Origin of the sequence: Pseudomonas fluorescens, from assembly GCF_001307275.1 — a bacterium.
GTDB lineage: Bacteria > Pseudomonadota > Gammaproteobacteria > Pseudomonadales > Pseudomonadaceae > Aquipseudomonas > Aquipseudomonas fluorescens_AA.
In genome coordinates this window covers 2,605,129-2,628,796 of record NZ_CP012831.1, presented here as the reverse complement: position 1 = coordinate 2,628,796, position 23,668 = coordinate 2,605,129, and the positions used below count along the sequence as shown (strand labels likewise).

Below are 23,668 nucleotides of genomic sequence, written 5' to 3'. Positions count from 1 at the left end.
TGTATGAAAAACATAGGCTTACGACATAAAAACAACGGATTTCGAAAAAACGGTACACAGGTTATCCACAGATCTCAAACAGCGGCTTGTTCCGTGGGGACTTCCGCGACAGGGCCTGGAGGAAGCGAGCCCATTTCCCGTTGTGCCTGTTCATTCCAGGCTTGTACGCGGTCATTGAGCTCGGCGATGGCGCGGGGCCCAGTGCCTTCGGCATACATCGGTGCGCCGATCACCACGGTGATGACGCCAGGTGTTCTGATCCAACCTGCCTTGGGCCAGAATTTGCCAGCATTGTGTGCAATCGGCAGCACCGGCAGGTTCGCGTTCACCGCCAATGCGGAACCGCTGCGGGAAAACTTGCCAATCGTCCCGTAAGGAACACGGGTGCCCTCGGGGAAGATCAGCACCCAGGTGTTGTCCTTGAGCAGTTCGTCGCCCTTTTTCGCCACTTGCTTGAGCGCCACTTTGGGATTGTCGCGATCGATGGCAATCGGGCGCAGCATGGCCATGGCCCAGCCAAAGAACGGTACGAACAGCAGCTCACGCTTGAGGACCTGGCTCAACGGCTCGAAATAGGCCGAGAGAAAGAACGTCTCCCAAGTGCTTTGATGGTTGGACTGGATCACGCAGGGCCGGTCCGGCACGTTCTCGGCGCCCTTCACTTCATAGCGGATGCCCAGGAACACCTTGCTCAGCCACAGTGCGCAGCGGCACCAGTACACGTTGATGAAACGGTAGCGCGCCCTGAACGGCAGGAAGGGCGCGATAAAAAAACTCAGGGTGCACCACAGCAAGGAGCTGGTGCCCAGCAGCAGGTAAAAGAGAAAGCTTCTGATGGCCTGCAATATCGACATAGCGGCGTTTACCGTTGCGGGCAATGCCCGCCTGTTCAAGCGCTTCCCGAACAGTCCTTGATCAGGATGTCTTGGGAGCTCTAATTGTGGATAAGTTCAGCGGCAATCGCCGCCAGGTCGTCAAAAATCAAGGTGCCCACCGGCAGGGTCTTGCCCAGAGTCTTCTCGCCTTTCCCGGTCTTTACCAAAACTGGCTGACAATCGACGGCCTTGGCCGCTTCCAGGTCACCGAGACTGTCACCGACGAACCACACACCTGCCAAGGCCACATCGTAATGCGCGGCAATGGTTTTCAACATGCCCGGCTTGGGCTTGCGGCAATCGCAGCCGTCGTCCGGCCCATGCGGGCAATAGACGATCAAGCCGACTTCCCCGCCCTGCTCCGCCACCAGGGCGCGCAGGCGCTCATGCATGGCGTCCAGGACGGTGAGGTCGTAATAACCGCGGGCAATGCCCGACTGGTTGGTGGCGACCGCCACCGTCCAGCCGGCCTTGCTCAACTGCGCGATGGCTTCGATCGAACCGGGCAGTGGCAACCATTCCTCCACCGATTTGATGTAAGCGTCGGAGTCGTGATTGATCACCCCGTCCCGATCGAGAATCAGCAGTTTCAAGCGTTACCCCAGCAACGAAATATCGGCGACGCCGAGGAACAGCCCACGCAGACGCGCCAGCAGCGCGTAACGGTTGGCCCGTACTTTGGCATCTTCGGCGTTGACCATCACCGCCTCGAAAAACGCATCCACCGGCTCGCGCAGTGCCGCCAGGCGCGCCAGGGTTTCGCTGTACTGACGCGCCGCCGCCATTGGCTGGACCGCCTGGTCCGCCTGCTGGATCGCCGAGTACAGGGAAAACTCGTTGGCGTTGTCGAAGTACTTGGCTTCGACGGTGGCCGCGATGTTGCCTTCGGCCTTGCCCAGCAGGTTCGATACCCGCTTGTTCACCGCTGCCAGTGCGGCGGCTTCCGGTAATTTGCGGAAGGCTTGCACCGCTTGTACGCGCTGGTCGAAGTCCAGGGCCGAACCCGGTTTCAGGGCTCGCACCGACAGGTAGGTGGCGACGTCGACGCCTTCATCTTCATAACGCGCACGCAGGCGGTCGAAGATGAATTCCAGCACCGCATCGGCCAGGCCGGCAGCCTTGACCTTGCTGCCGAACGCGTTGACGGCGAATGCCACGGCGTCGTTCAGGTCCAGGTCCAGTTGCTTGTCGATCAGGATCCGCAACACGCCCAGGGCCGCACGACGCAAGGCATACGGGTCTTTGCTGCCGGTGGGCAGCATGCCGATGCCGAAGATGCCGACCAGGGTGTCGAGCTTGTCGGCGATCGCCACGGCCGCACCGGTCAGGGTGGTTGGCAGTTCAGCGCCGGCACCGCGGGGCATGTACTGCTCGTTCAGCGCCAGGGCCACGTCCTGCGGTTCGCCATCGTTGAGGGCGTAGTAGTAACCGGCGACGCCTTGCATCTCCGGGAACTCACCGACCATTTCGGTGGACAGGTCGCACTTGGACAGGATGCCGGCACGGGCCGCGCGCTGGGCGTCGCCGCCGATGCGTGGGGCGATGAATGCCGCCAGTTTCGAAACGCGCTCGGCCTTGTCGTAGACGCTGCCGAGTTTTTCCTGGAACACCACGTTGCGCAGGCGCTCGTTGAAGCTTTCCAGGGGCTGTTTCTTGTCTTGCTTGAAGAAGAACTCGGCATCGGTCAGGCGCGGGCGAACGACTTTTTCGTTACCGGCGATGATCTGCTGCGGGTCCGTGCTTTCGATGTTGGCAACCGTGATGAAGCGCGGCAGCAACTTGCCTTCGGCGTCCAGCAGGCAGAAGTACTTCTGGTTGTCCTGCATGGTGGTGATCAGCGCTTCCTGCGGCACTTCAAGGAAACGTTCCTCGAACGAGCACACCAGCGGCACTGGCCATTCCACCAGCGCGGTCACTTCGTCCAGCAGGTTGGCCGGCACGATGGCGGTGCCTTCCTGCAGGGTGGCCAGCTCTTCGGTGCGCTTGCTGATCAGCTCGCGCCGCTCGTTGGCGTCGGCCAGTACGTAGGCCGCACGCAGGTCGGCCAGGTAGTTGGCCGGCGAGGTGATGCGCACGCTCTGTGGATGATGGAAGCGGTGACCGCGGGAGTCGCGACCGGCCTTCTGGGCCAGGATCGTGCAATCGATGACCTGGTCACCGAGCAACATCACCAGCCACTGGGTTGGACGTACGAACTCTTCCTTGCGCGCGGCCCAGCGCATGCGCTTGGGGATCGGCAAGTCATTGAGGGAGTCTTCGACGATGGTCGGCAACAGGCTGGCGGTCGGCTTGCCCTTGATGCTCTGGCTGTAGCGCAGCTTCGGGCCGCTCTGGTCGATTTCGCTCAGGTCCACGCCGCACTTCTTGGCGAAGCCCAGGGCGGCCTGGGTCGGGTTGCCGTCGGCATCGAACGCGGCCTGGCGTGGCGGGCCGTCGAGGTTGATGCTGCGGTCCGGCTGCTGGGTCGCCAGGGCGGTGATCAGCACGGCCAGGCGGCGCGGCGCGGCGTACACCTGTTTGGCTTCGTAGCTCAGGCCAGCGGCTTGCAGGCCTTTGTCGATACCGGCCAGGAACGCATCGGCCAGGGTGTTCAGGGCTTTGGGTGGCAGTTCTTCGGTGCCCAGTTCAACCAGAAAATCTTGAGCACTCATTGTGCAGCCTCCAGCTTAGCCAACACTTCATCACGCAGGTCCGGGGTCGCCATCGGGAAGCCCAGCTTGGCACGGGCCAGCAGGTAGGCTTGCGCAACGGAACGCGCCAGGGTGCGTACACGCAGGATGTATTGCTGGCGCGCGGTCACGGAAATCGCCCGGCGTGCATCCAGCAGGTTGAAGGTATGGGACGCCTTCAACACCATTTCATAGCTCGGCAACGGCAGCGGCTGATCCAGCTCGATCAGGCGCTTGGCTTCGCTCTCGTAGAAATCGAACAGCTCGAACAGCTTCTCGACGTTGGCGTGTTCGAAGTTGTAGGTCGACTGCTCCACTTCGTTCTGGTGGAACACGTCGCCATAGGTCACTTTGCCGAACGGGCCGTCGGCCCATACCAGGTCGTAGACCGAATCCACGCCCTGCAGGTACATGGCCAGGCGTTCCAGGCCGTAGGTGATCTCGCCGGTGACCGGGTAGCACTCGATGCCGCCCGCTTGCTGGAAGTAGGTGAACTGGGTCACTTCCATGCCATTGAGCCAGACTTCCCAGCCCAGGCCCCAGGCGCCCAGGGTTGGCGACTCCCAGTTGTCTTCGACGAAACGAATGTCGTGCACCAGTGGGTCGAGGCCGACGTGCTTGAGGGAGCCCAGGTACAGTTCCTGGAAGTTTTCCGGGTTCGGCTTCAGGACCACCTGGAACTGGTAGTAGTGCTGCAGGCGGTTCGGGTTTTCGCCGTAGCGGCCGTCAGTCGGGCGGCGGCTGGGCTGCACATAAGCGGCGTTCCAGGTTTCCGGGCCGATGGCACGCAGAAACGTGGCAGTGTGGAAAGTGCCGGCGCCTACTTCCATATCGTAGGGCTGAAGTACCACGCAACCTTGCTCGGCCCAGTATTGCTGGAGGGCGAGGATCAAGTCTTGGAAGGTACGCACGGCTGGCGTAGGCTGGCTCACGAAATTCACCTGTTTCTTGGGCTGCGATTTAAAGAGCGGGAGTATACCCGATTCGTTCGTGCGCACGCCCCCTGGAGCCTTATGCCACGCTGCTTTTGGTGTTCTGACGATCCGTTGTACATGGCTTATCACGATCAGGAGTGGGGCACGCCGCTGCGCGATGCGCAGGGTTTGTTCGAGTTGCTTTTGCTCGAAGGGTTCCAGGCCGGGTTGTCCTGGATCACCGTTTTGCGCAAACGCGAGCGCTACCGGGAAGTGTTGTACGGCTTCGATGTGCAGCGCGTGGCGCAGATGAGCGACGCGGAAATAGACGAGCTGATGCTCGACCCGGGCATCATCCGCAACCGCCTCAAGCTCAAGGCCGCCCGTCGCAATGCCCAGGCCTGGCTGGCGCTGGAAGACCCGGTGGCGTTCCTCTGGTCGTTCGTGGGCGGCAAACCCATCATCAACCATTTCAAGGACCGCAGCGAAGTGCCGGCTATCACGCCCGAGGCACTGGCGATGAGCAAAGGCCTGAAAAAAGCCGGGTTCACTTTCGTCGGGCCGACCATTTGCTACGCCTTGATGCAGGCCTCGGGCATGGTCATGGACCACACCCAGGACTGCGACCGCTACGCCGAGTTGGTAAACGGCGGTTAGAATAGCCGGCTCGCAACACGGCCCATACATTCAGGAGTGACCTGTGGATAAGTTGAAAGGCGCCTTGCTGGTCGGCGCTCTGCGGTTGTTTGCGCTGCTGCCCTGGCGAGCGGTGCAGGCAGTGGGCTCGGCGATTGGCTGGCTCATGTGGAAATTTCCCAACCGTTCCCGCGACGTGGTGCGGATCAACCTTGCCAAGTGCTTTCCCGAGATGGACCCGGCCGAGCGCGAACGCCTGGTGGGCCAGAGCCTCAAGGACATCGGCAAATCCCTGACCGAAAGCGCCTGCGCCTGGATCTGGCCGGCCCAGCGCTCCATCGACCTGGTGCGCGAAGTCGAAGGCCTGGAGGTGCTGAAAGAAGCCCTGGCCTCCGGTAAAGGCGTGGTGGGTATCACCAGCCACCTGGGCAATTGGGAAGTGCTCAACCACTTCTATTGCAGCCAGTGCAAACCGATCATTTTCTACCGCCCGCCCAAGCTCAAGGCGGTGGATGAATTGCTGCAGAAGCAACGCGTCCAGTTGGGCAACAAGGTCGCGGCGTCGACCAAGGAAGGCATCCTCAGCGTCATCAAGGAAGTGCGCAAGGGCGGCCAGGTGGGCATCCCCGCCGACCCGGAACCGGCCGAATCCGCCGGCATCTTCGTACCCTTCTTCGCTACCCAGGCCCTGACCAGCAAGTTCGTGCCGAACATGCTCGCTGGCGGCAAAGCGGTCGGCGTCTTCCTCCACGCCCTGCGCCTGCCCGACGGCTCCGGCTACAAAGTCATCCTCGAAGCTGCCCCTGACGCGATGTACAGCACCGACACTGAAACCTCCTGCGCGGCCATGAGCCAAGTGGTGGAGCGCTACGTGCGGGCCTACCCGAGCCAGTACATGTGGAGCATGAAACGTTTCAAGAAGCGCCCGCCGGGTGAGGCGCGGTGGTACTGAAGATCTGTTGCTTCATATGCGCCGGGGATTTGTGGTGAATGCAGGATCTGTGAACACCCAAGTCCCTATGTGGGAGTACCTATGTGGGAGCCGAGCTGAACTGGTCAAGTAATCCCGGACACCGATTACGGTGTTTATGCCGCTTTTTGCTCCATGGCTATTGGCGACAGGTAGTTGTTGTAGCTGTGGAGCCTGGTGCGGTTGTAGTACATGAAGAAACGCACCATGTCCGTTTTTGCCTCCTCGATCAGGCTGTAGCCGTTGCGAGGTACCCACTCTGACTTCAGTGTGCCGAAAAAACGCTCTATTGGAGCGTTGTCCCAGCACTGTCCCCGATGACTCATGCTTTGCACAATGCCGTGGCGGGTCAGTTCTTCTTGAAACTTGCGACTGGTGTACTGACATCCTTGGTCTGAGTGAAACATCAGCCCTGGAGGACACGTTCGTACAGCTGTCGCCATGCGTAGCGCTTTGCTGACTAGGTTGGCCTCATTAACCAGAGAAAAAGCCCAACCAATAACCCTGCGAGCAAACAAATCGATCACGATGGCCAGATGAATCCAGCGTTTACCCACCATCAGGCTGGTAACGTCGCCACACCAAACCTGATCGATTGCAGTCGGTTTGAAGTTGCGTTTGAGCCGATTAGGCGCGACAAATGCCTCCACGCCTTTGGATCTAAATGGATGCGGCTGGCGTTGTTTACTGACAATGTTGGCTTCCCTCATCAGCGCTCTGACCAGGCTTCTTCCCGCTGCAATATTTTGCGATTTCAGGCCCTTGCTGATCATCCTGGAGCCCATGGCTTCGCGACTTTCACTGTGCAGTTCAACGACTTTCAGCCTGAGTTCTTCACGTCTGATCCGCGGCTTGGATCGCCGCTGAATCCACTCATAAAAGCTGCTGCGCTTCACGCCGAACACACGACACACCACGGCCGTCGGAAATGACTCTCTTAGCTCTGCGATCATCGGAAACGATCGGGATCCGACATCAAGAGAGCGGTAGCCTTTTTTAGGATTTCAGCTTCCATCTCCATGCGCTTGATCTTGGCTTTTAGCTCCTGGATCTGGCGCTGATCGTCAGTAATCGCCTTGGTGCCTTTAACTGGCTGGCCCTCGCGTTCCTTACGAACCTGATCAACCCAGCGCCGTAAAGCGGTGGGTCCGATGTCCAGAGATGCACAAACTTCTGGTACCGGGCAGTTATCATCAAGCACCATGCTGGCAGCATGCAGCTTGAACTCGCGGGTATAGACCTTTCTTTCGTTCATGGAACCTCCAAGTTGGCGAAATCATATCGCCCTTAAGAGGTGTCCGGAATTATTAGGCCAGTTCAAGCTTGCTCGCGATGACGGCGGCACACTCAACATCGATGCAAGCAGACCCACCGCTATCGCGAGCAAGCTCGCTCCCACAGTTTTTCCGGGCTGTTTACAGGCATTGCGTCCATCATAAATCCCTGTGGGAGCGAGCTTGCTCGCGATAGCGCCCTAACAGCCGCCACATAACTAACTGACTTCACCCCACGCCATCTCCCCTCCTAAAGCTCGGTCCCCGGCTGTCGATAACCCGATGTATCCGCCAATCATGGACCGATGAAATGGAACTCTCCCTTAGCGCTGCCTCTATTGCACCCGCCAACACCCACCTCACCCGCTCCGACCAGAAGTTGGTCACTCATCCTCCAACAGGCTCTGTAAAGGAACTGGCAAGCGCTGGCCCAGCAGCCATCTACCACCCCAGTGAAGAAACCCAGACCGTGGAGCAACCACTGGTGGCCATTACCACCTGGGTCGGTCGATCCCAATCGCCAGATTTTCCTCGCTATGCCGCGATCACCGAGAGCGCAAAAAACACGTTGAAAACCTCCTTCGAGGCATTCCAGTCAACGCTGTCGGCAACCCACCCGGATTTGGCCAGCAAGAAATACGGCTTCACCGTCGAGGCCGATGGCAAGCTGAAAGTGCTCAACACCGCCGGGCAGCTCAGCACCTCGGAGACCCAGCGCCTCACCGATCTGCTCAATGAATCCACTGATTTGAAAGCCGCAGCCAGCGCCTTCCGCGACGCCTCCATCGACATGGTGGATGCCGACTCGCCTTGGTCTGGCAGCTACCTGGGCCGCTACAGTCTGACCAAGGAAAACTTCGCCAGCACCATCGATCTGGCGCCGATGCTCAAGCGCGCCGGCTCGGTGCCGCCCCAGGAATTTTCGGACGGGCTGTTTTTCAACCAACTGGCGCACAAAGGCGAACTGGCGACCCAAGAGACGGAAGCCGCGATGCTTGAACGGCGTGCCGCGCAGCGATTCAGCGCGCAGGCCTGAAAGCCGGCTCTACCGAACCGTGTGGCGAGGGAGCTTGCTCCCGCCGGGCTGCGCAGCAGCCCTTCCCCATGACCGGCTATGAGCTGGCGTGCGGTCGGCTTCCTGATGGTTGATTGACCACGAGGAGGCGCAAAGCCTCAATTGTGTCCATGATTAAGGGCCTGCGATATCGGCGACGTTGGGATGGCAAAGCCATCTCTAAATCCGTCGGACTACCGTCCAGTCAGAAATATCGCACTTCCTCTGGTTCATTAATCAAGGAGTCCCCCTCATGAACATCGATTTCACCGGACGTCAGGTCCTGGTCACCGGGTCCACCAGCGGTATCGGTTTCGCGACCGCCAAAGGCTTTCTCGAAGCCGGCGCTCATGTAGTCATCAACGGTCGCCGCCAGAGCAGCGTGGACGACGCATTGCAGCGCCTGGGCGCCCTTGCTTCAAGTGCCGTCGGTTTCGTTGGCGACCTGAGCAATGAATCAGGCTGCCAGGCATTGGTCGCCAAGCATCCCAGCTTCGATATCGTCATCAACAACCTGGGCATTTTCAAACAGGAGGATTTCTTCGAAACACCGGACAGCGAATGGCAACGCTTCTTCGAAACCAACGTGATGTCGGGCGTGCGTGTTTCCAGGGCCTACGCGCAAGGCATGGTCGAGCGCGGTTGGGGGCGGATTGTGTTTATCTCGTCGGAATCGGGCGTGAACATTCCCGCCGACATGATCCACTACGGCTTCACCAAGACCGCCCAACTGTCCATCGCTCGCGGCTTGGCCAAGCGCCTTGCCGGCACGGGCGTGACGGTGAACTCGGTGCTGCCTGGGCCGACGCTTTCCGAAGGCGTTGCCCAGATGCTCCAGGCAGACGTCGAGCGCAGTGGGGAAAGCCTGGAAAAGGTCGCGGCGGATTTCGTCAACGAGCACCGCAGCACCTCGATCATCCAGCGTGCGGCACGCGTCGAGGAAGTTGCCAACATGATCATCTACGCCAGCTCGGAGCAGGCCTCGGCCACCACGGGGGCGGCGCTGCGTGTCGATGGTGGTGTGGTGGATAGCATCGTTTAGAGGCCTACGACACGTTGAAAAAAAACGCCGCTTCCTCATGAGAGATAAGCGGCGTTTTTTGTTTTGGAAGCAACATGGGTTGATTCGACCGGCGTTGGAGTGGTGAAGGGATGGTTCAGCCCACTCTGTTTTCCATCAGGCGATCCGAACCGCCTTCAGCGACGCGTTTTTCGATGAGCCGATCCGAACCGCCTTCAGCGACGCGTTTTTCGATGAGTCGATCCGAACCGCCTTCAGCGACGCGTTTTTCGATCAGGCGATCCGAGCCGCCTTCAGCGACACGTTTTTCGATCAGTCGATCCGAACCACCTTCAGCAAACGAGGGTTGATCAAAAGAAGTCGCGAACGCATTGCCAAGGGACAGTGCCAGAAGCGAGCCAACGAGAGTCTTGTGGAAAGTGTTCATGTCCTGATCCTTTTATTCGTATGTGAGTGAGTTAGACGGTGACGTGCAAACGGACGTCGACGTTGCCGCGTGTCGCGTTGGAGTACGGGCAAACCTGGTGAGCCGCGTCGACCAGCGCTTGGGCATCGGCTTGATCCAGACCTGGCAGGTTGATGTGCAGGTCGATGTCCAGACCGAAACCGCCAGGGATCTGGCCGATGCCAACGTGTGCCGTGATCGAGGCGTCGGCAGGAATGCTGCGTTTGCTCTGGCTGGCGACAAACTTCAGTGCGCCGATGAAGCAGGCCGAGTAGCCGGCTGCGAACAGTTGCTCAGGGTTGGTGGCTTCACCACCGGCACCACCCAAGGCTTTTGGCGTGGCCAGTTTCACGTCGAGAATCTTGTCGCTGGAAACAGCACGGCCATCACGGCCACCGGTGGAGGTTGCGACTGCGGTATAGAGAACGTTCATGGTGTTTCCTCTTGCTGAATGGGCTGATCGAGTTCGGGTTTGGTCTGCGCTAAATGTTTGTGCGCTAACCAGTTGAGATAAAGTTAACGTTCAAATACTTTGCGCGCAAGATAAATTTTCAAAAAATTATCACTTTTGAATTAACCAGTTGATCTAAAAAGGAATTTATTTTCGGGGCCGCGCAGTATCACCCGCCGCGAGGTGAGCCAAGGAGAAGGAGGTGCCAGGGGGCAGTGCCTGCGTAATTGCAGGCCTTTGAAGAGAGGGCGTTCAGGGTTTCTCGATCGTTCCCACGCTCCCGCGTGGGAACGCCGCCGGGGACGGGACGCTCAGCGTTCCGCTTCTGGAATGTGATGTAGCGTGGGGGTGATCAAATTCTGGCTAATGATGCAAAGCCAACCCGACTAAGCAACAGCGACCCGATTACGCCCCAACGCTTTCGCTCGATACAGGGCCTTATCCGCATCGTTCATCAAGCTGTGAAGATCCTTATTACAGGCCTCCGTAGACGCGACGCCAAGGCTGGCGGTTATGCAGTGAACAGGCTCGATCATCAAACCCGCAATCGTATCGATGAGCTGTTCCGCAATCTGGGTAGCAACCTCGATGGACGTGTCCGGAAGCAGAATGGCGAACTCTTCCCCACCCAGCCGGCCATGAATGTCCGTCGCCCGAAACGACGAACTGATGACCAGCCCCATCTCGCGCAAAACCTGATCCCCGACCTGATGGCCATAGGTGTCGTTGATGTGCTTGAAGTGATCCATGTCCAACATGACGGCGCACAACCCTAACCGGTTGGTCTTGCATTCGTCATAGAGCTGCTGGGCATGCTCGAAAAAAGCCCGCCGACTCTTCAGGCCGGTCAGTTCATCGGTTTGTGCGGCGCGGGTTGAAATGCTGTTCGCCTGTTCCATTTCACGGGTAAGACGAAAGGCGACTTCCAGTGCCTGGGACATTTTGTGCGTGGCGCGGGCCGCAAATGCCGCGAACACCAGGATCGAAAGGGCCATGCCGACTTGGATCGGGGACGGTTGAAACAGCAGCCAGACGGTGCATGGAAACAGCACCAGGCCAATGGAGACCAGCGTCATATCGCGGTAGGCCGAATAGCAGGACACCGCGCTGACGGTCATCCCGACGGTAAAGAGCATGACCAATGCCTGGGACAACAGATCGTCCGCCGGCATGACCACAAACGCACCACCGCCCCAGATGCTGGCGGATAACACCAGCGTGACCCAGTATCGGCGCTCCCAGCGTTGAGGCGTACGCTCACTTTCGGGGCTGCGAAAATAGGCGACGAACATCGCGATACGCAACAGCGTCGATGCGGTCAGGATGCCCAGCCACCAAAGAATAGCGCTGTGCTCAAACCGATCCCAACACAGCCAACTCAACATGATGGCAGCCAGGTAACTGCCGAAAACCGCAGAAACGGATTGGCGAAACAGTTGCTGCAATCGGTCAGTTCGCACCTGCTCGGCTATGAAAAAAGCTTGGCCGTTCCGAGATCTTGGGCCATCCATTTGATCCACCTGATCGTGATGCAACTAAAATGGCGATTGTGGCACCCGGCCACCAATGCAAACAACTGAATTACACCCACGGCCCCAATTGAACAAAACCCCGTGGCGAGGGAGCTTGCTCCCGCTGGGCTGCGAAGCAGCCCCAACCATTCCTACAGCCAAACGGCATCATCTGGCTTTACAGGATCAGGCTGGAATCAACCCTGCTTCCCGGTAGCTCAAAATCAGATCATCGAACAGCCCGACATCCGCCCGCGTCCGCGCGATTAACTGGGCACCCGCAACAGCGGTGTAAATGGCGCGGGCTCGGCGTTCACATTCTTCTGCGCTACCTGTTCCAGCATCTGCCAGTACCTGGGCGAGCCACGCCACGTTGACGTCCGCAAAAGCCCTGATCTCTCGCGACACTTCATCGGGAAGGTCTTCGTATTCGGCTGCCATGAAGCTGGACAGACAAAGCCTGTTGCCGTCCTCGAGCGACTTTCGAAAAATGGAGGGGTACAGCCGTACACACGCCTTCGGATCGGTATGGGCGGCGCGTATCGCTTCAAGCATGCGCAGCGCGTCCTGCCAGTAGCGTTCAGCAACTGCCGCAGCCAGGCCCGCCTTGCTCGGAAAGTGGTAGTAAATGCTGGCGTTCTTGATGCCCACCTGGTCGGCAATGCTACGGAAATTGATACCGCTGTAACCGTGCAATTGGGCAGCGGCTTTCGCTGCCGCCAAGATGGCTTCTCGAGCATTTTCGTTCACGTTGCAGCCTCGTTTCGAGATTCGACTCACTCAGGTAACGGCGATTCTACGCGCAGATCCGTTTACCTGCCAATTGTCAGGTAGGGGATTGACAGCACTAAATCGGCGGCTCAATCTTTACCTACCAATTGACAGGCAGGTGCTTGAATCATGACTTCCCCACAACAGCGCGTTGATGTTTCCACTGTTCCTACGATGAAAATCTACGATTGGTTCAACGGCCCCTACCCCGCCCGCGTCCGCATTGCGCTGGCGGAAAAAGGATTGCTGCCGAACATCGAATTCGTACCGGTGAATCTCTGGGCCGGCGAGCACAAGAAACCCGAGTTTCTGGCCATCAATTACTCCGGGACACTGCCCGTGCTGGAGCTGGACGATGGGACGCGGATCGCGGAGTGCACGGCGATCACCCAGTACCTGGATAGCCTGGACGGTCATCCGACGTTGACGGGCGAAACGCCTGTTGAAAAAGGCATCATCCATATGATGACCAAACGTGCCGAGATCGAGTTTCTCGACGCCGTCAGCGCGTACTTCCACCATGCCACGCCGGGCCTCGGCCCCGATGTCGAGCTGTACCAGAATGCCGAGTGGGGCGCCCGGATGCGCGATAAGGCGATCAGGGGCATGCGCTATTTCGACAACCTTCTCAAAGACCGGCCCTTTGTGGCGGGCGACAAGTTTTCGATGGCCGACATTGCGGTACTGGGCGGCATGATCTTCGCCTCGCTGGTGCAACTCCCCGTGCCTGAAGAGTGCGTGGCGCTTCGAGCATGGCACGCCAGGATGCAGGAGCGCTCCAGCGTCCAGACATGGCGTGCCATGGTCGAGCGTGGCGCTGCGTAGCACTGAGAGTGACTAGCCAGCGCCAGGCATGAAAAAGGGGGAAGGGCTAATGCCAGTCAGTTAAGGATCAAAACGACACAAACCAGTGGGAGCAAAGCTTGCTCGCGATGGCGGCAGACCAGTCAAAAGCGTTGTCGACTGGCTCACCCCAATCGCGAGCAAGCTTTGCTCCCACGGGGCTTAACTGACTGGCGTTAGGGCAAGCCCGACGTGCTCAATGTTTACGGGTTACTCGACTTGCGACAGCTTGGCGTCGTCACAACCGGCAGCACGGCACTCGCGCTCGACAGCTTTGAGTATGACGATACGCGCCTCGGTCTTCTCATTGGCACAGTCCAAGTAGAGCAGGCCATCGTTGGAGCAGGCGCTGTCACGATTTTTGATCCACTGGATCTGAGCGGCTTTCACTTTTTTCTTTTGATCCGGGTTCAGGGCACTCATCGTCTTCTTGTACTGCTCGTTGATTTCCTGATCCGACTGAACCATTTTCAGCGACGCGCAATAGGTTCTGTCATAGGCGTTTCTAGGGTTATCGCAACTCATCGCCGATGCCGATGCTGATGCCATTGCCAGAAATGCCCCAACCAACAAAGACTTGATCACTTACTTCTCTCCCTGAATGCCCTCTATTGATTAGAGGTCGCGGCGGGGAATTTATCATGAGGGTTGTTGAACAATGAAGCAGATCCTAAGGTTCATTCGGCCCGAACAATGGGCAAATGCTGATAGGGGGGTGGGAGCAAGTGATTGCTGAAAAAGGCTGCATCGCTCCCGCCGAGCGACTGCCCCCACTTCCTCTACCCCCCAAACCAGCCAAATACATTCCTACAGACCAACCCCACCAGCCACGCCGCCCATTCGCAAGCACCCCTCTATCCCCGAACTACAGGTAATAAACGCAACCTGTTTATCCTCCAACCCCAACCCTTCCACCAGGCTACCCAACCTTGCGCCTTTGCCTACAACTACGCCAGAATCCGCCCGCTTGTGCGCCTTGTCCCCGGGTTCTATCGTTTCCCTGCCACTGCCCATCAGTGGTCGGGTTTAGTAGCCCGAGGTATTTAGTAGGTGCATTAGCTCCGTCAGACAGGCGTCTCCATGCCTGTATTTGATGGCGGTTGTGCGCAGGGCGCCTTCGGGCGCGCCGGCTTGCTAAGTCCCCGGTCTACTAACCTGCGTACAGCTGCCTCCCCTTGTTTAGTAGCTAGAGGGTTGCGGCTTCACCTATAGGACTTAGTACATGTTCAAACCTACACCGAATCCGCCAGAGGCGGACCGTACTTCCCCGCACACCAAATCCAAGGCCAAAAAGCACGACGAAGTCACCAATCGCGCCTTGGATTACTACCTGCTACCAAAACCGGAAAAATCAGAAGATACGTCCCAACCGGGTCAGCTCTTCACCGTCGCAAAAAACGCCGACAACGAATCCCTTCTCGCAAACCTCACCGAAACCCTGGCGGCAGCCGACGCGATGGTCAGCAACCTCGCCTTCGACCTGGAAGGCCCCCGCCGTCATATTGCTCTCGGTATCCAGCAATTGATCGAATTGAGTTCATTGCTAGCGAATCGGGTGTTGGATAACGTTGATCCGCGATAGCGGGTAAGCATCCTCTTAAAAAGCAAATCCGGCACCCGTGTCGGGTTTGCTTTATTTGTGCTTGTTTCAAGGGAACAACAATCATGAGGGACATTAGTTGCCTGCGAGGGCACCAGTTGCGTCGGGTATGGCCTCTCCGGCCCGCTCGGCGGGTACCTCAGCGGTCTTCTGATGTTCTAGGCCGCTGCTGGGCATTGTGACTTTGGCGATACGATCTGAAAAATACTTGTCGAACGGTTCCAATTCCGGATATTCATCAGGTGCAACCAACAAGGCTGTCAGGCGCCCGATAAGGCCGCAGATCCAGTCGGCGCACTGGATGGTTTGGAACAAGTGGCTTTCGGTAGCCGGAAGAATCAGGCCAGCAAATCCGAAAGCGGGATGGGTTTTGTACCTTGGATGGTGACGTGAGACGTACTGGCCGACGTGCCCGAATTTGTCCAGGTACACGACGTAATGCGTCATAGTGACCGGATTCCTTGCCATAGAAACACGAAAGCCCGCAGAGATTTCTCTCAAGCGGGCCTCGGAAGGTAGGCACGAGAGTCACCCCTCATGCGTTGGGATAAGTATTGTTGCGGGACAATCGCTATGTCAATCACGTTGATGGATGCCCATGATCTTGAGGGCCTTTCCTTAACGCCGCATATTTCCGAGCAAAAAAAAACGGGCCTGCATTCCCACGCAGCCCCGTTTTTTCACCACCCGATCAGATCAAAACGCCGGCAAAACCGCGCCTTTGTACTTCTCAAGAATAAAAGCCTTCACTTCCGGCGTATGCAGCGCAGCAACCAGCTTCTTCATCGCCTCACTGTCCTTGTCATCCTCACGAGCCACCAGGATGTTCACATACGGTGAGTCGCTACCTTCGATAACCAAAGCATCCTTGGAAGGATCAAGCTTCGCCTCCAACGCATAGTTGGTATTGATCAACGCCAGATCCACCTGGGTCAGTACCCGCGGAATGGTCGCCGCTTCCAGCTCACGGAATTTCAGGTCCTTCGGGTTCTCAACGATGTCCTTGGTGGTCGACAGGATGTTGCTCGAATCCTTCAACTTGATCACCCCAGCCTTCGCCAGCAGCAACAACGCACGGCCGCCGTTGGTAGCGTCGTTCGGGATCACCACGTTGGCGCCGCCTGGCAGTTCGTCGAGCTTCTTGTACTTGCTGGAGTACGCGCCCAGGGGTTCCAGGTGCACACCGGCCACGCTCACCAGGTTTGTGCCCTTGGCCTTGTTGAACTCATCCAGGTACGGCTGGTGCTGGAAGAAGTTGGCGTCCAGGCGCTTTTCCGCGACCTGTACGTTCGGCTGGATGTAGTCGGTGAAGACCTTGACCTTCAGGTCGACGCCTTCTTTGGCCAGGGCCGGTTTGACGAATTCGAGGATTTCCGCGTGCGGCACCGGCGTTGCGGCGACGGTCAGGGTGTCGGCGGCGTGGGCGGAAAACGCTGCGGCGGCAGCGAAGGCAACCAGTAGTTTTTTCATTCAGCTAACTCCTTGTGAGGCGCCTGCTCTCGGCGCCTGCCAGCGAATGGCCGGCTCATGGTTTATTGGCCGCGAGGCCTTATTTTCTAGAGAAATGCACAACCAGTTTGTCGCCCACGGTTTGCAGCACCTGGACCAGCACCAGCAGCAACACCACCGTGACCACCATCACATCGGTCTGGAAACGCTGGTAGCCGAAGCGGATCGCCAGGTCGCCCAAGCCACCGGCGCCGACCACACCGGCCATGGCCGTGTAGGACACCAGCGTAATCGCTGTCACCGTAATCGCTGCAAAAATGCCTGGACGGGCTTCCGGCAGCAAGGCATTGACGATGATCTGCCGCGTGGTGGCGCCCATGGCCTGGGTCGCTTCGATAATGCCGCGGTCGACTTCGCGCAGGGCCGTTTCCACCAGGCGGGCGAAGAACGGTGTCGCGCCGACCACCAGCGGTGGGATCGCGCCGGCCACGCCCAGGGAGGTGCCGGTGATCAATACCGTGAACGGGATCATCACGATCAACAGGATGATGAACGGCAGCGAACGCAGGATGTTCACGATCAGCGACAGCAGCGCGTACACACCGCGGGCCTCAAGCAACTGGCGCGGGCTGCAGAGGAACAGCAACACCCCCAGTGGCAAGCCGAGCAGTACGGTGAACAGCAGCGAACCGAACAGCATCAGGAAGGTGTCGCCGGTGGCCAGCCAGATTTCCAGCCAGTCGATGTTGGAGAAGAACGAACTCAACAGTTCCATTAGCGCAGCACCTCCATGTGGACATCGGCCGCGGTGAAGCGGGCGAACGCCGCCTCCATGTCACCGCCGGTGATGGCGAGGGTCAGTTGCCCGTAGGGGGTGTCTTTGATGCGGTCGATACGACCGGCCAGGATGCTGTAGTCCACACCGGTTTCCCGGGCGACGGTGCCGAGCAATGGCGCGTAGGTCGCGTCGCCCTGGAACGTCAGACGCACGATGCGTCCGGGCACGTGGGCAAAATCGTCGCGCTGTTCGCTTTCGTCGATCTGCTCGTCCTCCTGGACGAAACGCTTGGTGGTCGGGTGCTTGGGGTGCAGGAACACCTCGGCCACCGGGCCTTGCTCGACGATCACACCGGCGTCCATCACCGCCACTTGATCGCAAACACGGCGGATCACGTCCATTTCATGGGTGATCAGTACGATGGTCAGTTTCAGCTCGCGGTTGATTTCCGCCAGCAGTTGCAGGACCGAGGCGGTGGTCTGCGGGTCGAGGGCGCTGGTGGCCTCGTCGCACAGCAGGATCTTGGGTTTGGTCGCCAGGGCGCGGGCGATGCCGACGCGCTGCTTCTGGCCGCCGGACAATTGCGCCGGGTACTTCTTGGCGTGGTCGGACAAGCCGACGCGGGCGAGCAACTCGGCGACGCGCTGGTCGATTTCGCTGCGGGACAATTCACCCGCCAGCGTCAGTGGCAGCGCCACGTTGTCGGCCACGGTCTTGGACGCCAGCAGGTTGAAGTGCTGGAAGATCATCCCGACTTGCTGGCGGAAGCGGCGCAGACCGCTGGCGTCCAGGGCGGTGACTTCTTCGCCGTCGACGATGATCTTGCCGCCAGTGGAGTCTTCCAGGCGATTGATCAGGCGCAGCAGGGTACTTTTTCCCGCACCGGAATGGCCAATCAGGCCGAAGACCTGGCCGTTCTCAATCGTCAGACTGGTCGGATGCAGGGCGGGGATATCCCTACCGGCGACCCGGTAGGTTTTATGGACGTCTTGAAACTCGATCACGTAGCGAACCTTGTGGGGCGCGTTGGAAAAGGATCAGCGGTTAGCCGGGCGCGCATTTTAGCCTGTCCGTATAGAGGTTCTTAGCATTTATTTGCGATCAGACCAGTCATTTGGCAATAACGCGATCAAAGGCCATAAAAAAGGAACACGGCCAAACGGCATGGGTCACTCATTAAGCCACTCGAAAATGCCCGGGTACGGAACCTGCGGTATCGAACTCAAGAGTCCTGGCCTCCGGGATCGCAAAGAGGAGTTATGCCTGATGAGTACCAAAAAACCCACGGCCAACAAGAGCCAACTGGCCGGGACCGACACCCTGGATCGCGGCAACACCAACGCCAAGCTCGAAAGCCTGGAACAGTTCCGCTCCGATGCCACCGAACAGGCGTTGCGCACCAATCAGGGTGTGAAGATCGCCGATAACCAGAACACCCTCCGGGTCGGCGCCCGGGGCCCGTCGCTGCTGGAAGACTTCATCATGCGTGAAAAAATCACGCATTTTGACCATGAACGCATCCCGGAACGCATCGTTCACGCCCGTGGGACCGGCGCCCATGGCTACCTCCAGAGCTATGAAGCGCATTCGGCGCTGACCAAGGCTGGTTTCCTACAGGACCCGAGCAAGAAAACCCCGGTGTTCGTGCGTTTTTCCACCGTGCAAGGTCCACGGGGTTCCGGCGACACCGTGCGGGACGTTCGTGGCTTTGCGGTCAAGTTCTTCACCGATGAGGGCAACTTCGACCTGGTGGGCAACAACATGCCGGTATTTTTCATCCAGGATGCGATCAAGTTTCCCGACTTCGTCCACGCGGTGAAGCCCGAACCCCACAATGAAATCCCTACGGGCGGTTCAGCCCACGACACGTTTTGGGATTTCGTCTCGCTGGTGCCGGAATCGGCGCACATGGTGATCTGGGCGATGTCCGACCGGGCCATTCCTAAAAGCCTGCGGAGCATGCAGGGCTTCGGTGTGCACACCTTTCGCATGATCAACGCCGAAGGCAAAAGCAGCTTCGTCAAATTCCATTGGCGGCCAACAGTCGGTACCTGCTCGTTGGTTTGGGACGAAGCCCAGAAGCTGGCCGGCAAGGATACGGACTACCACCGTCGCGATCTCTGGGAGTCGATCGAGATGGGCGACTACCCGGAATGGGAGTTCGGCGTGCAGATCGTTGCCGAGGAAGACGAGCATAAGTTCGACTTCGACCTGCTCGACCCGACCAAGATCATCCCTGAAGAGCTGGTGCCCATCACACCCCTGGGCAAGATGGTGTTGAACCGTAACCCGGACAACTTCTTCGCCGAAGTCGAGCAGGTTGCCTTCTGCCCCGGGCATATCGTGCCGGGCATCGACTTTTCCAACGACCCATTGCTGCAAGGTCGGCTGTTTTCCTACACCGATACGCAGATCAGCCGACTCGGTGGGCCGAATTTTCATGAGCTGCCGATCAACCGTGCCATCACGCCTGTGCACAACGGTCAGCGCGATGCGATGCACCGCACCACCATCGACAAGGGCCGCACCTCCTACGAGCCGAACTCCATCGATGGTGGCTGGCCGAAGGAAACCCCACCTGGCCCGGAAGATGGCGGCTTCGAAAGTTATCCAGAGCGCATCGATGCCTACAAGATCCGCCAGCGCAGTGAGTCGTTCTCCGACCATTTCTCCCAGGCGCGCTTGTTCTACAAGAGCATGAGCGCCCACGAGCAAGAGCACATCATCGCGGCCTACAGCTTCGAGCTGGGCAAGGTAGAGCGTGAGTTCATCCGGGCGCGGCAGGTCAACGAGATCCTGGCCAACATCGATCTGGAACTGGCCGCGCGGGTGGCGAAAAACCTGGGCCTGCCCGCCCCCACCGCCGGCACCGTCGATGTGCCGAAACCCTCGCTGAAGCAATCCCCGGCCTTGAGTCAGGCGAACCTGCTGTCTGGGGACATCAAGACGCGAAAAGTGGCCGTGCTGGTGGCTAACGGCGTCGATGGGGCGATCATCGATGCGCTCAAGAAGGCTTTGAAAGCGAAGGGCGCCCACGCCAAGGTGCTGGGGCCGACTTCTGCGCCAGTGACCACCGCTGATGGGAAAACGCTACCGGTGGATGCGTCCATGGAAGGGTTGCCGTCTATTGCCTTTGATGCGGTGTTCGTGCCGGGTGGCGCGGAGTCGATCAAGGCCTTGAGTACCGACGGCGTGGCCCTGCATTACTTGCTGGAAGCCTATAAGCACCTCAAGGCCATCGCTCTGAATGGCGAAGCGCGGCAGTTGCTGGTGTTGTTGAAACTGGAGGCGGATGCGGGGCTGATTCCTGACGTGGATGCTGGCAAGTTCCAGGCGTTCTTCGACGCGATTGCCCAGCATCGGGTGTGGGCGCGGGAGCCTAAGGCGAAGGCGATTCCGGCTTGATGAGTGTCTGAAAGAGCTTGGTTGCTTGATCGGACGCTATCGCGGGCAAGCCTTGCTCCCACAGATCAGTTCTCACAGGGAAGATATTGACCTATGGGGGCAGCTCTCACAGGGAACACATTGAGCTGTGGGAATTGCCCTGTGGGAGCAAGGCTTGCCCGCGGTGCTTTTAGGGTTTGCGCGGAGTCAGCACGATCTGCGCCGGCACACTGCGCACAATCTGCTTCTGCAGCTTCAGATCAAACCCGGGATCAAGTTTCTTGACCCGCTTGGTCAGCAACGTCGCCAACCACGGATAATCATCGGTGCGCGGCGCCTGAATGCTTACGTCGCACTGGTAATTCACCACATCCGCGGCAATGGCATCCAGTTGCCGACGCATTTGCTGTATATCGGCGAGGTTGAGCGCAACCGTGGTGCTGGGGGCGCTCGGGTCGATCACCTTGGCGACCGGTTTGGCTTCGGCGGCCTTGAGGTCGGCCTCGGCTTTTTCCAGGTCGGCCTTGCGGGCTTCGGCGATGGCGCTGTTGACCTCGCCGGTAAGGGCCGGGGCCTTGGGCATCAACGCCCGGGCACGGCTCAGGGCGGTGGCGGCGGCGTTTACGTCGCCTTTTTGCAAGTCGATCTGGCTGCGGCGCAAATACGCCTCGGCCAATTGCCGCTGGTAGGGTTCCAGCGACCGGTCTTCGGGCGACTGGGCTTGCAAGGCGGCCAGCTGGTCTTCAGCGGTGGCCAGCTCATTGCTGGCCAGGCTTTGCTCGAGCTGCGCGATGGCCGGGCCCCGCGTATCGGGAGCCTGGGTGACCGGCGGTGTACTCTGGCAAGCGCCCAGCAGCAGGGAAAATGCGACAAGGAGCAGATAACGGGAGGCGAACGGCTTCATTCCTGCGACTCTCTATTTGCGCAAAAAGCGAGCAAGTCTACACCCCTCGACGAGGCAGGACAAAACTCAGCAGAAACAACGCCGCGGCGCTGACCACGATCGACGGGCCGGCCGGGGTGTCCTTGAACCAGGAAAGCGCCAGGCCGCCACACACCGCGAGCATGCCCAGCAGGCTCGCGCCGAGCGCCATCTGCTCGGGCGAGCGGGCGTGACGCTGTGCCGCAGCCGCCGGGATGATCAGCAATGACGTAATCAGCAACACACCGACGATTTTCATCGCCACGGCGATGACCACCGCAATCAGCAGCATCAGCGCCAGTCGCAAACCCAGTACAGGCAAGCCTTCGACCCGGGCCAGCTCTTCGTGCACGGTGACGGCCAGCAATGGTCGCCAGAGCGCCACCAGCAACAGCAGCACCGCCGCGCTACCGCCCAGGATCCACGACAGGTCCGTCGGACTGATCGCCAGCAGGTCGCCGAACAGATAGGCCATCAGGTCGATGCGCACGTCATGCATGAAGCTCAGCACCACCAGCCCGAGGGACAAGGTGCTCGGCGCGAGGATGCCCAGCAACGTGTCGGACGCCAGCGGCTGGCGGTGTTGCAGGGTCACCAGGACCACCGCCAGCAACAGGCAACCAACGGTCACTGCTACCGCCGGGCTGACATCCAGCAGAAACCCCAGGGCCACGCCGAGCAAGGCGGCGTGGGACAAGGTGTCGCCGAAATAGGCCATGCGCCGCCAGACCACGAACGAACCCAGGGGGCCGGCGACCAGGGCGAGTGCCAGGCCTGCGAGCAGGGCGTACAACAGAAAATCAGCCATGCTTGCAGCCATCTCCATGAACATGATTGGAAGCGGAAGGGGCGCTGACCACCGAGCCATGCAGGTCATGGGCGTGGTCATGGTGGTGGTGATAAATCGCCAGGCTTTGTGCGTTTTTTCCGAACAGCTCGACAAAGGCCGGATCGCCACTGACCTGCTCAGGGTGCCCGGAACAGCAGACGTGGCGGTTGAGGCAGACCACCTGGTCGGTGGTGCTCATCACCAGGTGCAGGTCGTGGGACACCATCAGCACGCCGCAGCCGTGACGGTCGCGCAGGCGGGTGATCAGGCTGTACAGCTCGGCCTGCCCCGCCACATCGACGCCTTGTACCGGCTCGTCGAGCACCAACAGTTCAGGCTCGCGCAGCAGGGCGCGGGCCAGCAGCACGCGTTGCATCTCGCCCCCGGAGACACTTTGCACCGGGCTGTCGATCACCTGTTCGGCACCGACTTCGTTGAGCGCGGCCAAGGCCCGTGCGCGGTCCACGCCCGGCACCAGGCGCAGGAAGCGCAGCACGGACAGCGGCAGCGTCGGATCGACGTGAAGTTTTTGCGGCATGTAGCCGACGCGCAACCTGGGCTTGCGCCAGACGCTGCCGCTGTCGGGCTTGAGCAAACCCAACACGGCGCGCACCAGGGTGGTCTTGCCGGCGCCATTGGGGCCGATCAGGGTCACGATCTGCCCCGGCTCGACGCTCAGGTGAATGTTGTCCAGCACGTTCTGCCCGGCGAACGTCACGGCCACCTGCTCGAGACGGATCAACGCATTGCTCATCAGGCCCCCTGGCAGCCGGAGCAGAGACCGACCACCTCGACGGTCTGGGTGTCGACCACGAAGCCGACCTCCTGGGCGCTGGCGATAATGGCATCGCTGATGGACTTCTGTTCCAGCTCGATGGCGGCGTGGCATTCGCGGCAGATCAGGAACTGGCCTTGGTGGGCGTGCTCCGGATGGTTGCAGCCGACGAAGGCGTTCAGCGACGAAATGCGATGCACCAGGCCGTTTTCCAAGAGGAAATCCAGCGCCCGATAGACCGTTGGCGGCGCGGCACGGCGGCCGTCCTGTTCGCTGAGCACGGCCAGGATGTCGTAGGCGCCCAGCGGCTTGTGGCTTTGCCAGACCAATTCCAGCACGCGCCGACGCAGGGCGGTCAGGCGCAACCCTTGGCGCGCGCAGATGGCGTCGGCCTCGGACAGCGCGGTGTGCACGCAGTGGGAGTGATCGTGGGGACGACTGGCAAGGGGCGTAATAGGCATGGGCAGCGACGAGTTTAGTGAGAGACGTTATTATGT

The 23,668-nt window shown here is 59.5% G+C and carries 25 protein-coding genes and 1 pseudogene; 7 read left to right on the top strand and 19 right to left on the bottom strand.

Annotated elements, in window-relative coordinates:
• Nucleotides 1-74: 74 nt before the first annotated feature.
• From AO356_RS11625 to glyQ, 4 genes are all read right to left on the bottom strand, one after another.
• Nucleotides 75-854: a lysophospholipid acyltransferase family protein gene (locus AO356_RS11625; RefSeq protein WP_060739902.1), complete on the bottom strand. Its 780-nt coding sequence runs from the start codon at nucleotides 852-854 to the stop codon at nucleotides 75-77.
• Nucleotides 855-934: 80 nt separating this feature from the next.
• Nucleotides 935-1,468 (bottom strand): D-glycero-beta-D-manno-heptose 1,7-bisphosphate 7-phosphatase, encoded by a 534-nt coding sequence (gene gmhB, locus AO356_RS11620; RefSeq protein WP_060739901.1) that lies wholly within the window; start codon nucleotides 1,466-1,468, stop codon nucleotides 935-937.
• Nucleotides 1,469-1,471: 3 nt separating this feature from the next.
• Nucleotides 1,472-3,526 (bottom strand): glycine--tRNA ligase subunit beta, encoded by a 2,055-nt coding sequence (glyS, locus tag AO356_RS11615; protein ID WP_060739900.1) that lies wholly within the window; start codon nucleotides 3,524-3,526, stop codon nucleotides 1,472-1,474.
• On the bottom strand, nucleotides 3,523-4,476 hold the full coding sequence (glyQ, locus tag AO356_RS11610; protein ID WP_003177094.1) for a glycine--tRNA ligase subunit alpha: 954 nt from the start codon (nucleotides 4,474-4,476) through the stop codon (nucleotides 3,523-3,525). The genes glyS and glyQ overlap by 4 nt, the downstream gene beginning before the upstream one ends.
• 81 nt (nucleotides 4,477-4,557) lie before the next feature.
• Here glyQ and AO356_RS11605 point away from each other — a divergent pair, with 81 nt between their 5' ends.
• The gene (locus tag AO356_RS11605) at nucleotides 4,558-5,115 is read left to right on the top strand and encodes a DNA-3-methyladenine glycosylase I (RefSeq protein WP_060739899.1); all 558 of its coding nucleotides are present in this window, start codon (nucleotides 4,558-4,560) and stop codon (nucleotides 5,113-5,115) included.
• A 43-nt stretch (nucleotides 5,116-5,158) separates the two neighbouring features.
• Nucleotides 5,159-6,046: a lysophospholipid acyltransferase gene (locus AO356_RS11600; protein WP_060739898.1), complete on the top strand. Its 888-nt coding sequence runs from the start codon at nucleotides 5,159-5,161 to the stop codon at nucleotides 6,044-6,046.
• A gap of 134 nt (nucleotides 6,047-6,180) precedes the next feature.
• Here AO356_RS11600 and AO356_RS11595 read toward each other — a convergent pair whose 3' ends face one another.
• A complete protein-coding gene (locus tag AO356_RS11595; protein ID WP_060738274.1) occupies nucleotides 6,181-7,017 on the bottom strand; it encodes an IS3 family transposase in 837 nt (278 codons plus the stop codon).
• Complete coding sequence (locus tag AO356_RS33030; protein ID WP_060738273.1) at nucleotides 7,014-7,319, bottom strand: IS3 family transposase; 306 nt, start codon at nucleotides 7,317-7,319, stop codon at nucleotides 7,014-7,016. The genes AO356_RS11595 and AO356_RS33030 overlap by 4 nt, the downstream gene beginning before the upstream one ends.
• 329 nt (nucleotides 7,320-7,648) lie before the next feature.
• Here AO356_RS33030 and AO356_RS11585 point away from each other — a divergent pair, with 329 nt between their 5' ends.
• Both AO356_RS11585 and AO356_RS11580 read left to right on the top strand, forming a co-directional pair.
• Nucleotides 7,649-8,374, top strand: a complete 726-nt coding sequence (locus AO356_RS11585) for a hypothetical protein (RefSeq protein ID WP_060739897.1) — start codon at nucleotides 7,649-7,651, stop codon at nucleotides 8,372-8,374.
• Between the two features lie 271 nt (nucleotides 8,375-8,645).
• Nucleotides 8,646-9,434 (top strand): SDR family NAD(P)-dependent oxidoreductase, encoded by a 789-nt coding sequence (locus tag AO356_RS11580; protein WP_060739896.1) that lies wholly within the window; start codon nucleotides 8,646-8,648, stop codon nucleotides 9,432-9,434.
• 121 nt (nucleotides 9,435-9,555) lie between these two features.
• On the opposite strand, the pseudogene AO356_RS11575 reads toward AO356_RS11580, so the two are convergent.
• The 4 genes and pseudogenes from AO356_RS11575 to AO356_RS11560 form a co-directional block, all read right to left on the bottom strand.
• Nucleotides 9,556-9,840, bottom strand: a pseudogene (locus AO356_RS11575) (hypothetical protein); the annotation flags it as partial.
• 31 nt (nucleotides 9,841-9,871) lie between these two features.
• A complete protein-coding gene (locus tag AO356_RS11570) occupies nucleotides 9,872-10,291 on the bottom strand; it encodes an organic hydroperoxide resistance protein (protein WP_003196182.1) in 420 nt (139 codons plus the stop codon).
• A gap of 404 nt (nucleotides 10,292-10,695) precedes the next feature.
• Complete coding sequence (locus AO356_RS11565) at nucleotides 10,696-11,820, bottom strand: sensor domain-containing diguanylate cyclase (RefSeq protein WP_060739894.1); 1,125 nt, start codon at nucleotides 11,818-11,820, stop codon at nucleotides 10,696-10,698.
• Between the two features lie 186 nt (nucleotides 11,821-12,006).
• A complete protein-coding gene (locus AO356_RS11560; protein ID WP_060739893.1) occupies nucleotides 12,007-12,570 on the bottom strand; it encodes a TetR/AcrR family transcriptional regulator in 564 nt (187 codons plus the stop codon).
• A 150-nt stretch (nucleotides 12,571-12,720) separates the two neighbouring features.
• Between AO356_RS11560 and AO356_RS11555 the strand changes: the two genes are divergently transcribed.
• Nucleotides 12,721-13,416: a glutathione S-transferase gene (locus AO356_RS11555; RefSeq protein ID WP_060739892.1), complete on the top strand. Its 696-nt coding sequence runs from the start codon at nucleotides 12,721-12,723 to the stop codon at nucleotides 13,414-13,416.
• Between the two features lie 228 nt (nucleotides 13,417-13,644).
• On the opposite strand, the gene AO356_RS11550 is transcribed toward AO356_RS11555, so the two are convergent.
• The gene (locus AO356_RS11550; protein ID WP_081015348.1) at nucleotides 13,645-14,019 is read right to left on the bottom strand and encodes a lysozyme inhibitor LprI family protein; all 375 of its coding nucleotides are present in this window, start codon (nucleotides 14,017-14,019) and stop codon (nucleotides 13,645-13,647) included.
• 637 nt (nucleotides 14,020-14,656) lie between these two features.
• Between AO356_RS11550 and AO356_RS11545 the strand changes: the two genes are divergently transcribed.
• A complete protein-coding gene (locus AO356_RS11545; protein WP_060739891.1) occupies nucleotides 14,657-15,016 on the top strand; it encodes a DUF6124 family protein in 360 nt (119 codons plus the stop codon).
• A 93-nt stretch (nucleotides 15,017-15,109) separates the two neighbouring features.
• Here AO356_RS11545 and AO356_RS11540 read toward each other — a convergent pair whose 3' ends face one another.
• The 4 genes from AO356_RS11540 to AO356_RS11525 all read right to left on the bottom strand — a co-directional run bounded on the left by AO356_RS11540 (nucleotide 15,110) and on the right by AO356_RS11525 (nucleotide 18,265).
• The gene (locus AO356_RS11540; protein WP_081015347.1) at nucleotides 15,110-15,481 is read right to left on the bottom strand and encodes a DUF3800 domain-containing protein; all 372 of its coding nucleotides are present in this window, start codon (nucleotides 15,479-15,481) and stop codon (nucleotides 15,110-15,112) included.
• Between the two features lie 249 nt (nucleotides 15,482-15,730).
• Nucleotides 15,731-16,504 carry a MetQ/NlpA family ABC transporter substrate-binding protein gene (locus AO356_RS11535; RefSeq protein WP_060739890.1) on the bottom strand — a complete coding sequence of 258 codons (774 nt, stop codon included), beginning with the start codon at nucleotides 16,502-16,504 and terminating at the stop codon, nucleotides 15,731-15,733.
• Nucleotides 16,505-16,583: 79 nt separating this feature from the next.
• Nucleotides 16,584-17,258 carry a methionine ABC transporter permease gene (locus AO356_RS11530; RefSeq protein WP_003196204.1) on the bottom strand — a complete coding sequence of 225 codons (675 nt, stop codon included), beginning with the start codon at nucleotides 17,256-17,258 and terminating at the stop codon, nucleotides 16,584-16,586.
• The gene (locus AO356_RS11525) at nucleotides 17,258-18,265 is read right to left on the bottom strand and encodes a methionine ABC transporter ATP-binding protein (protein ID WP_060739889.1); all 1,008 of its coding nucleotides are present in this window, start codon (nucleotides 18,263-18,265) and stop codon (nucleotides 17,258-17,260) included. The genes AO356_RS11530 and AO356_RS11525 overlap by 1 nt, the downstream gene beginning before the upstream one ends.
• A gap of 262 nt (nucleotides 18,266-18,527) precedes the next feature.
• Between AO356_RS11525 and katE the strand changes: the two genes are divergently transcribed.
• Entirely contained in the window at nucleotides 18,528-20,666 is a 2,139-nt protein-coding gene (gene katE, locus AO356_RS11520) for a catalase HPII (RefSeq protein ID WP_060739888.1), read from the top strand.
• 169 nt (nucleotides 20,667-20,835) lie between these two features.
• Here katE and AO356_RS11515 read toward each other — a convergent pair whose 3' ends face one another.
• The 4 genes from AO356_RS11515 to zur are packed head-to-tail and all read right to left on the bottom strand — an operon-like array spanning nucleotide 20,836 to nucleotide 23,632.
• On the bottom strand, nucleotides 20,836-21,549 hold the full coding sequence (locus tag AO356_RS11515; RefSeq protein WP_060739887.1) for a PA5502 family lipoprotein: 714 nt from the start codon (nucleotides 21,547-21,549) through the stop codon (nucleotides 20,836-20,838).
• 37 nt (nucleotides 21,550-21,586) lie between these two features.
• On the bottom strand, nucleotides 21,587-22,375 hold the full coding sequence (gene znuB / locus AO356_RS11510; RefSeq protein WP_003196213.1) for a zinc ABC transporter permease subunit ZnuB: 789 nt from the start codon (nucleotides 22,373-22,375) through the stop codon (nucleotides 21,587-21,589).
• Nucleotides 22,368-23,150, bottom strand: a complete 783-nt coding sequence (gene znuC, locus AO356_RS11505; protein WP_060739886.1) for a zinc ABC transporter ATP-binding protein ZnuC — start codon at nucleotides 23,148-23,150, stop codon at nucleotides 22,368-22,370. Before znuC ends, znuB begins: the two co-directional genes overlap by 8 nt.
• On the bottom strand, nucleotides 23,150-23,632 hold the full coding sequence (gene zur / locus AO356_RS11500) for a zinc uptake transcriptional repressor Zur (protein WP_060739885.1): 483 nt from the start codon (nucleotides 23,630-23,632) through the stop codon (nucleotides 23,150-23,152). Before zur ends, znuC begins: the two co-directional genes overlap by 1 nt.
• Between the last annotated feature and the right edge of the window lie 36 nt (nucleotides 23,633-23,668).

Bases quoted from the DNA above. Each gene is read 5' to 3' on its own strand.
- AO356_RS11625 (WP_060739902.1), bottom strand. From the start codon at position 854: ATGTCGATATTGCAGGCCATCAGAAGCTTTCTCTTTTACCTGCTGCTG.
- glyS (WP_060739900.1), bottom strand. From the start codon at position 3,526: ATGAGTGCTCAAGATTTTCTGGTTGAACTGGGCACCGAAGAACTGCCA.
- AO356_RS11605 (WP_060739899.1), top strand. From the start codon at position 4,558: ATGCCACGCTGCTTTTGGTGTTCTGACGATCCGTTGTACATGGCTTAT.
- AO356_RS11595 (WP_060738274.1), bottom strand. From the start codon at position 7,017: ATGATCGCAGAGCTAAGAGAGTCATTTCCGACGGCCGTGGTGTGTCGT.
- AO356_RS33030 (WP_060738273.1), bottom strand. From the start codon at position 7,319: ATGAACGAAAGAAAGGTCTATACCCGCGAGTTCAAGCTGCATGCTGCC.
- AO356_RS11585 (WP_060739897.1), top strand. From the start codon at position 7,649: ATGGAACTCTCCCTTAGCGCTGCCTCTATTGCACCCGCCAACACCCAC.
- AO356_RS11580 (WP_060739896.1), top strand. From the start codon at position 8,646: ATGAACATCGATTTCACCGGACGTCAGGTCCTGGTCACCGGGTCCACC.
- AO356_RS11570 (WP_003196182.1), bottom strand. From the start codon at position 10,291: ATGAACGTTCTCTATACCGCAGTCGCAACCTCCACCGGTGGCCGTGAT.
- AO356_RS11565 (WP_060739894.1), bottom strand. From the start codon at position 11,820: ATGGATGGCCCAAGATCTCGGAACGGCCAAGCTTTTTTCATAGCCGAG.
- AO356_RS11555 (WP_060739892.1), top strand. From the start codon at position 12,721: ATGACTTCCCCACAACAGCGCGTTGATGTTTCCACTGTTCCTACGATG.
- AO356_RS11545 (WP_060739891.1), top strand. From the start codon at position 14,657: ATGTTCAAACCTACACCGAATCCGCCAGAGGCGGACCGTACTTCCCCG.
- AO356_RS11540 (WP_081015347.1), bottom strand. From the start codon at position 15,481: ATGACGCATTACGTCGTGTACCTGGACAAATTCGGGCACGTCGGCCAG.
- AO356_RS11535 (WP_060739890.1), bottom strand. From the start codon at position 16,504: ATGAAAAAACTACTGGTTGCCTTCGCTGCCGCCGCAGCGTTTTCCGCC.
- AO356_RS11530 (WP_003196204.1), bottom strand. From the start codon at position 17,258: ATGGAACTGTTGAGTTCGTTCTTCTCCAACATCGACTGGCTGGAAATC.
- katE (WP_060739888.1), top strand. From the start codon at position 18,528: ATGAGTACCAAAAAACCCACGGCCAACAAGAGCCAACTGGCCGGGACC.
- AO356_RS11515 (WP_060739887.1), bottom strand. From the start codon at position 21,549: ATGAAGCCGTTCGCCTCCCGTTATCTGCTCCTTGTCGCATTTTCCCTG.
- znuB (WP_003196213.1), bottom strand. From the start codon at position 22,375: ATGGCTGATTTTCTGTTGTACGCCCTGCTCGCAGGCCTGGCACTCGCC.
- znuC (WP_060739886.1), bottom strand. From the start codon at position 23,150: ATGAGCAATGCGTTGATCCGTCTCGAGCAGGTGGCCGTGACGTTCGCC.
- zur (WP_060739885.1), bottom strand. From the start codon at position 23,632: ATGCCTATTACGCCCCTTGCCAGTCGTCCCCACGATCACTCCCACTGC.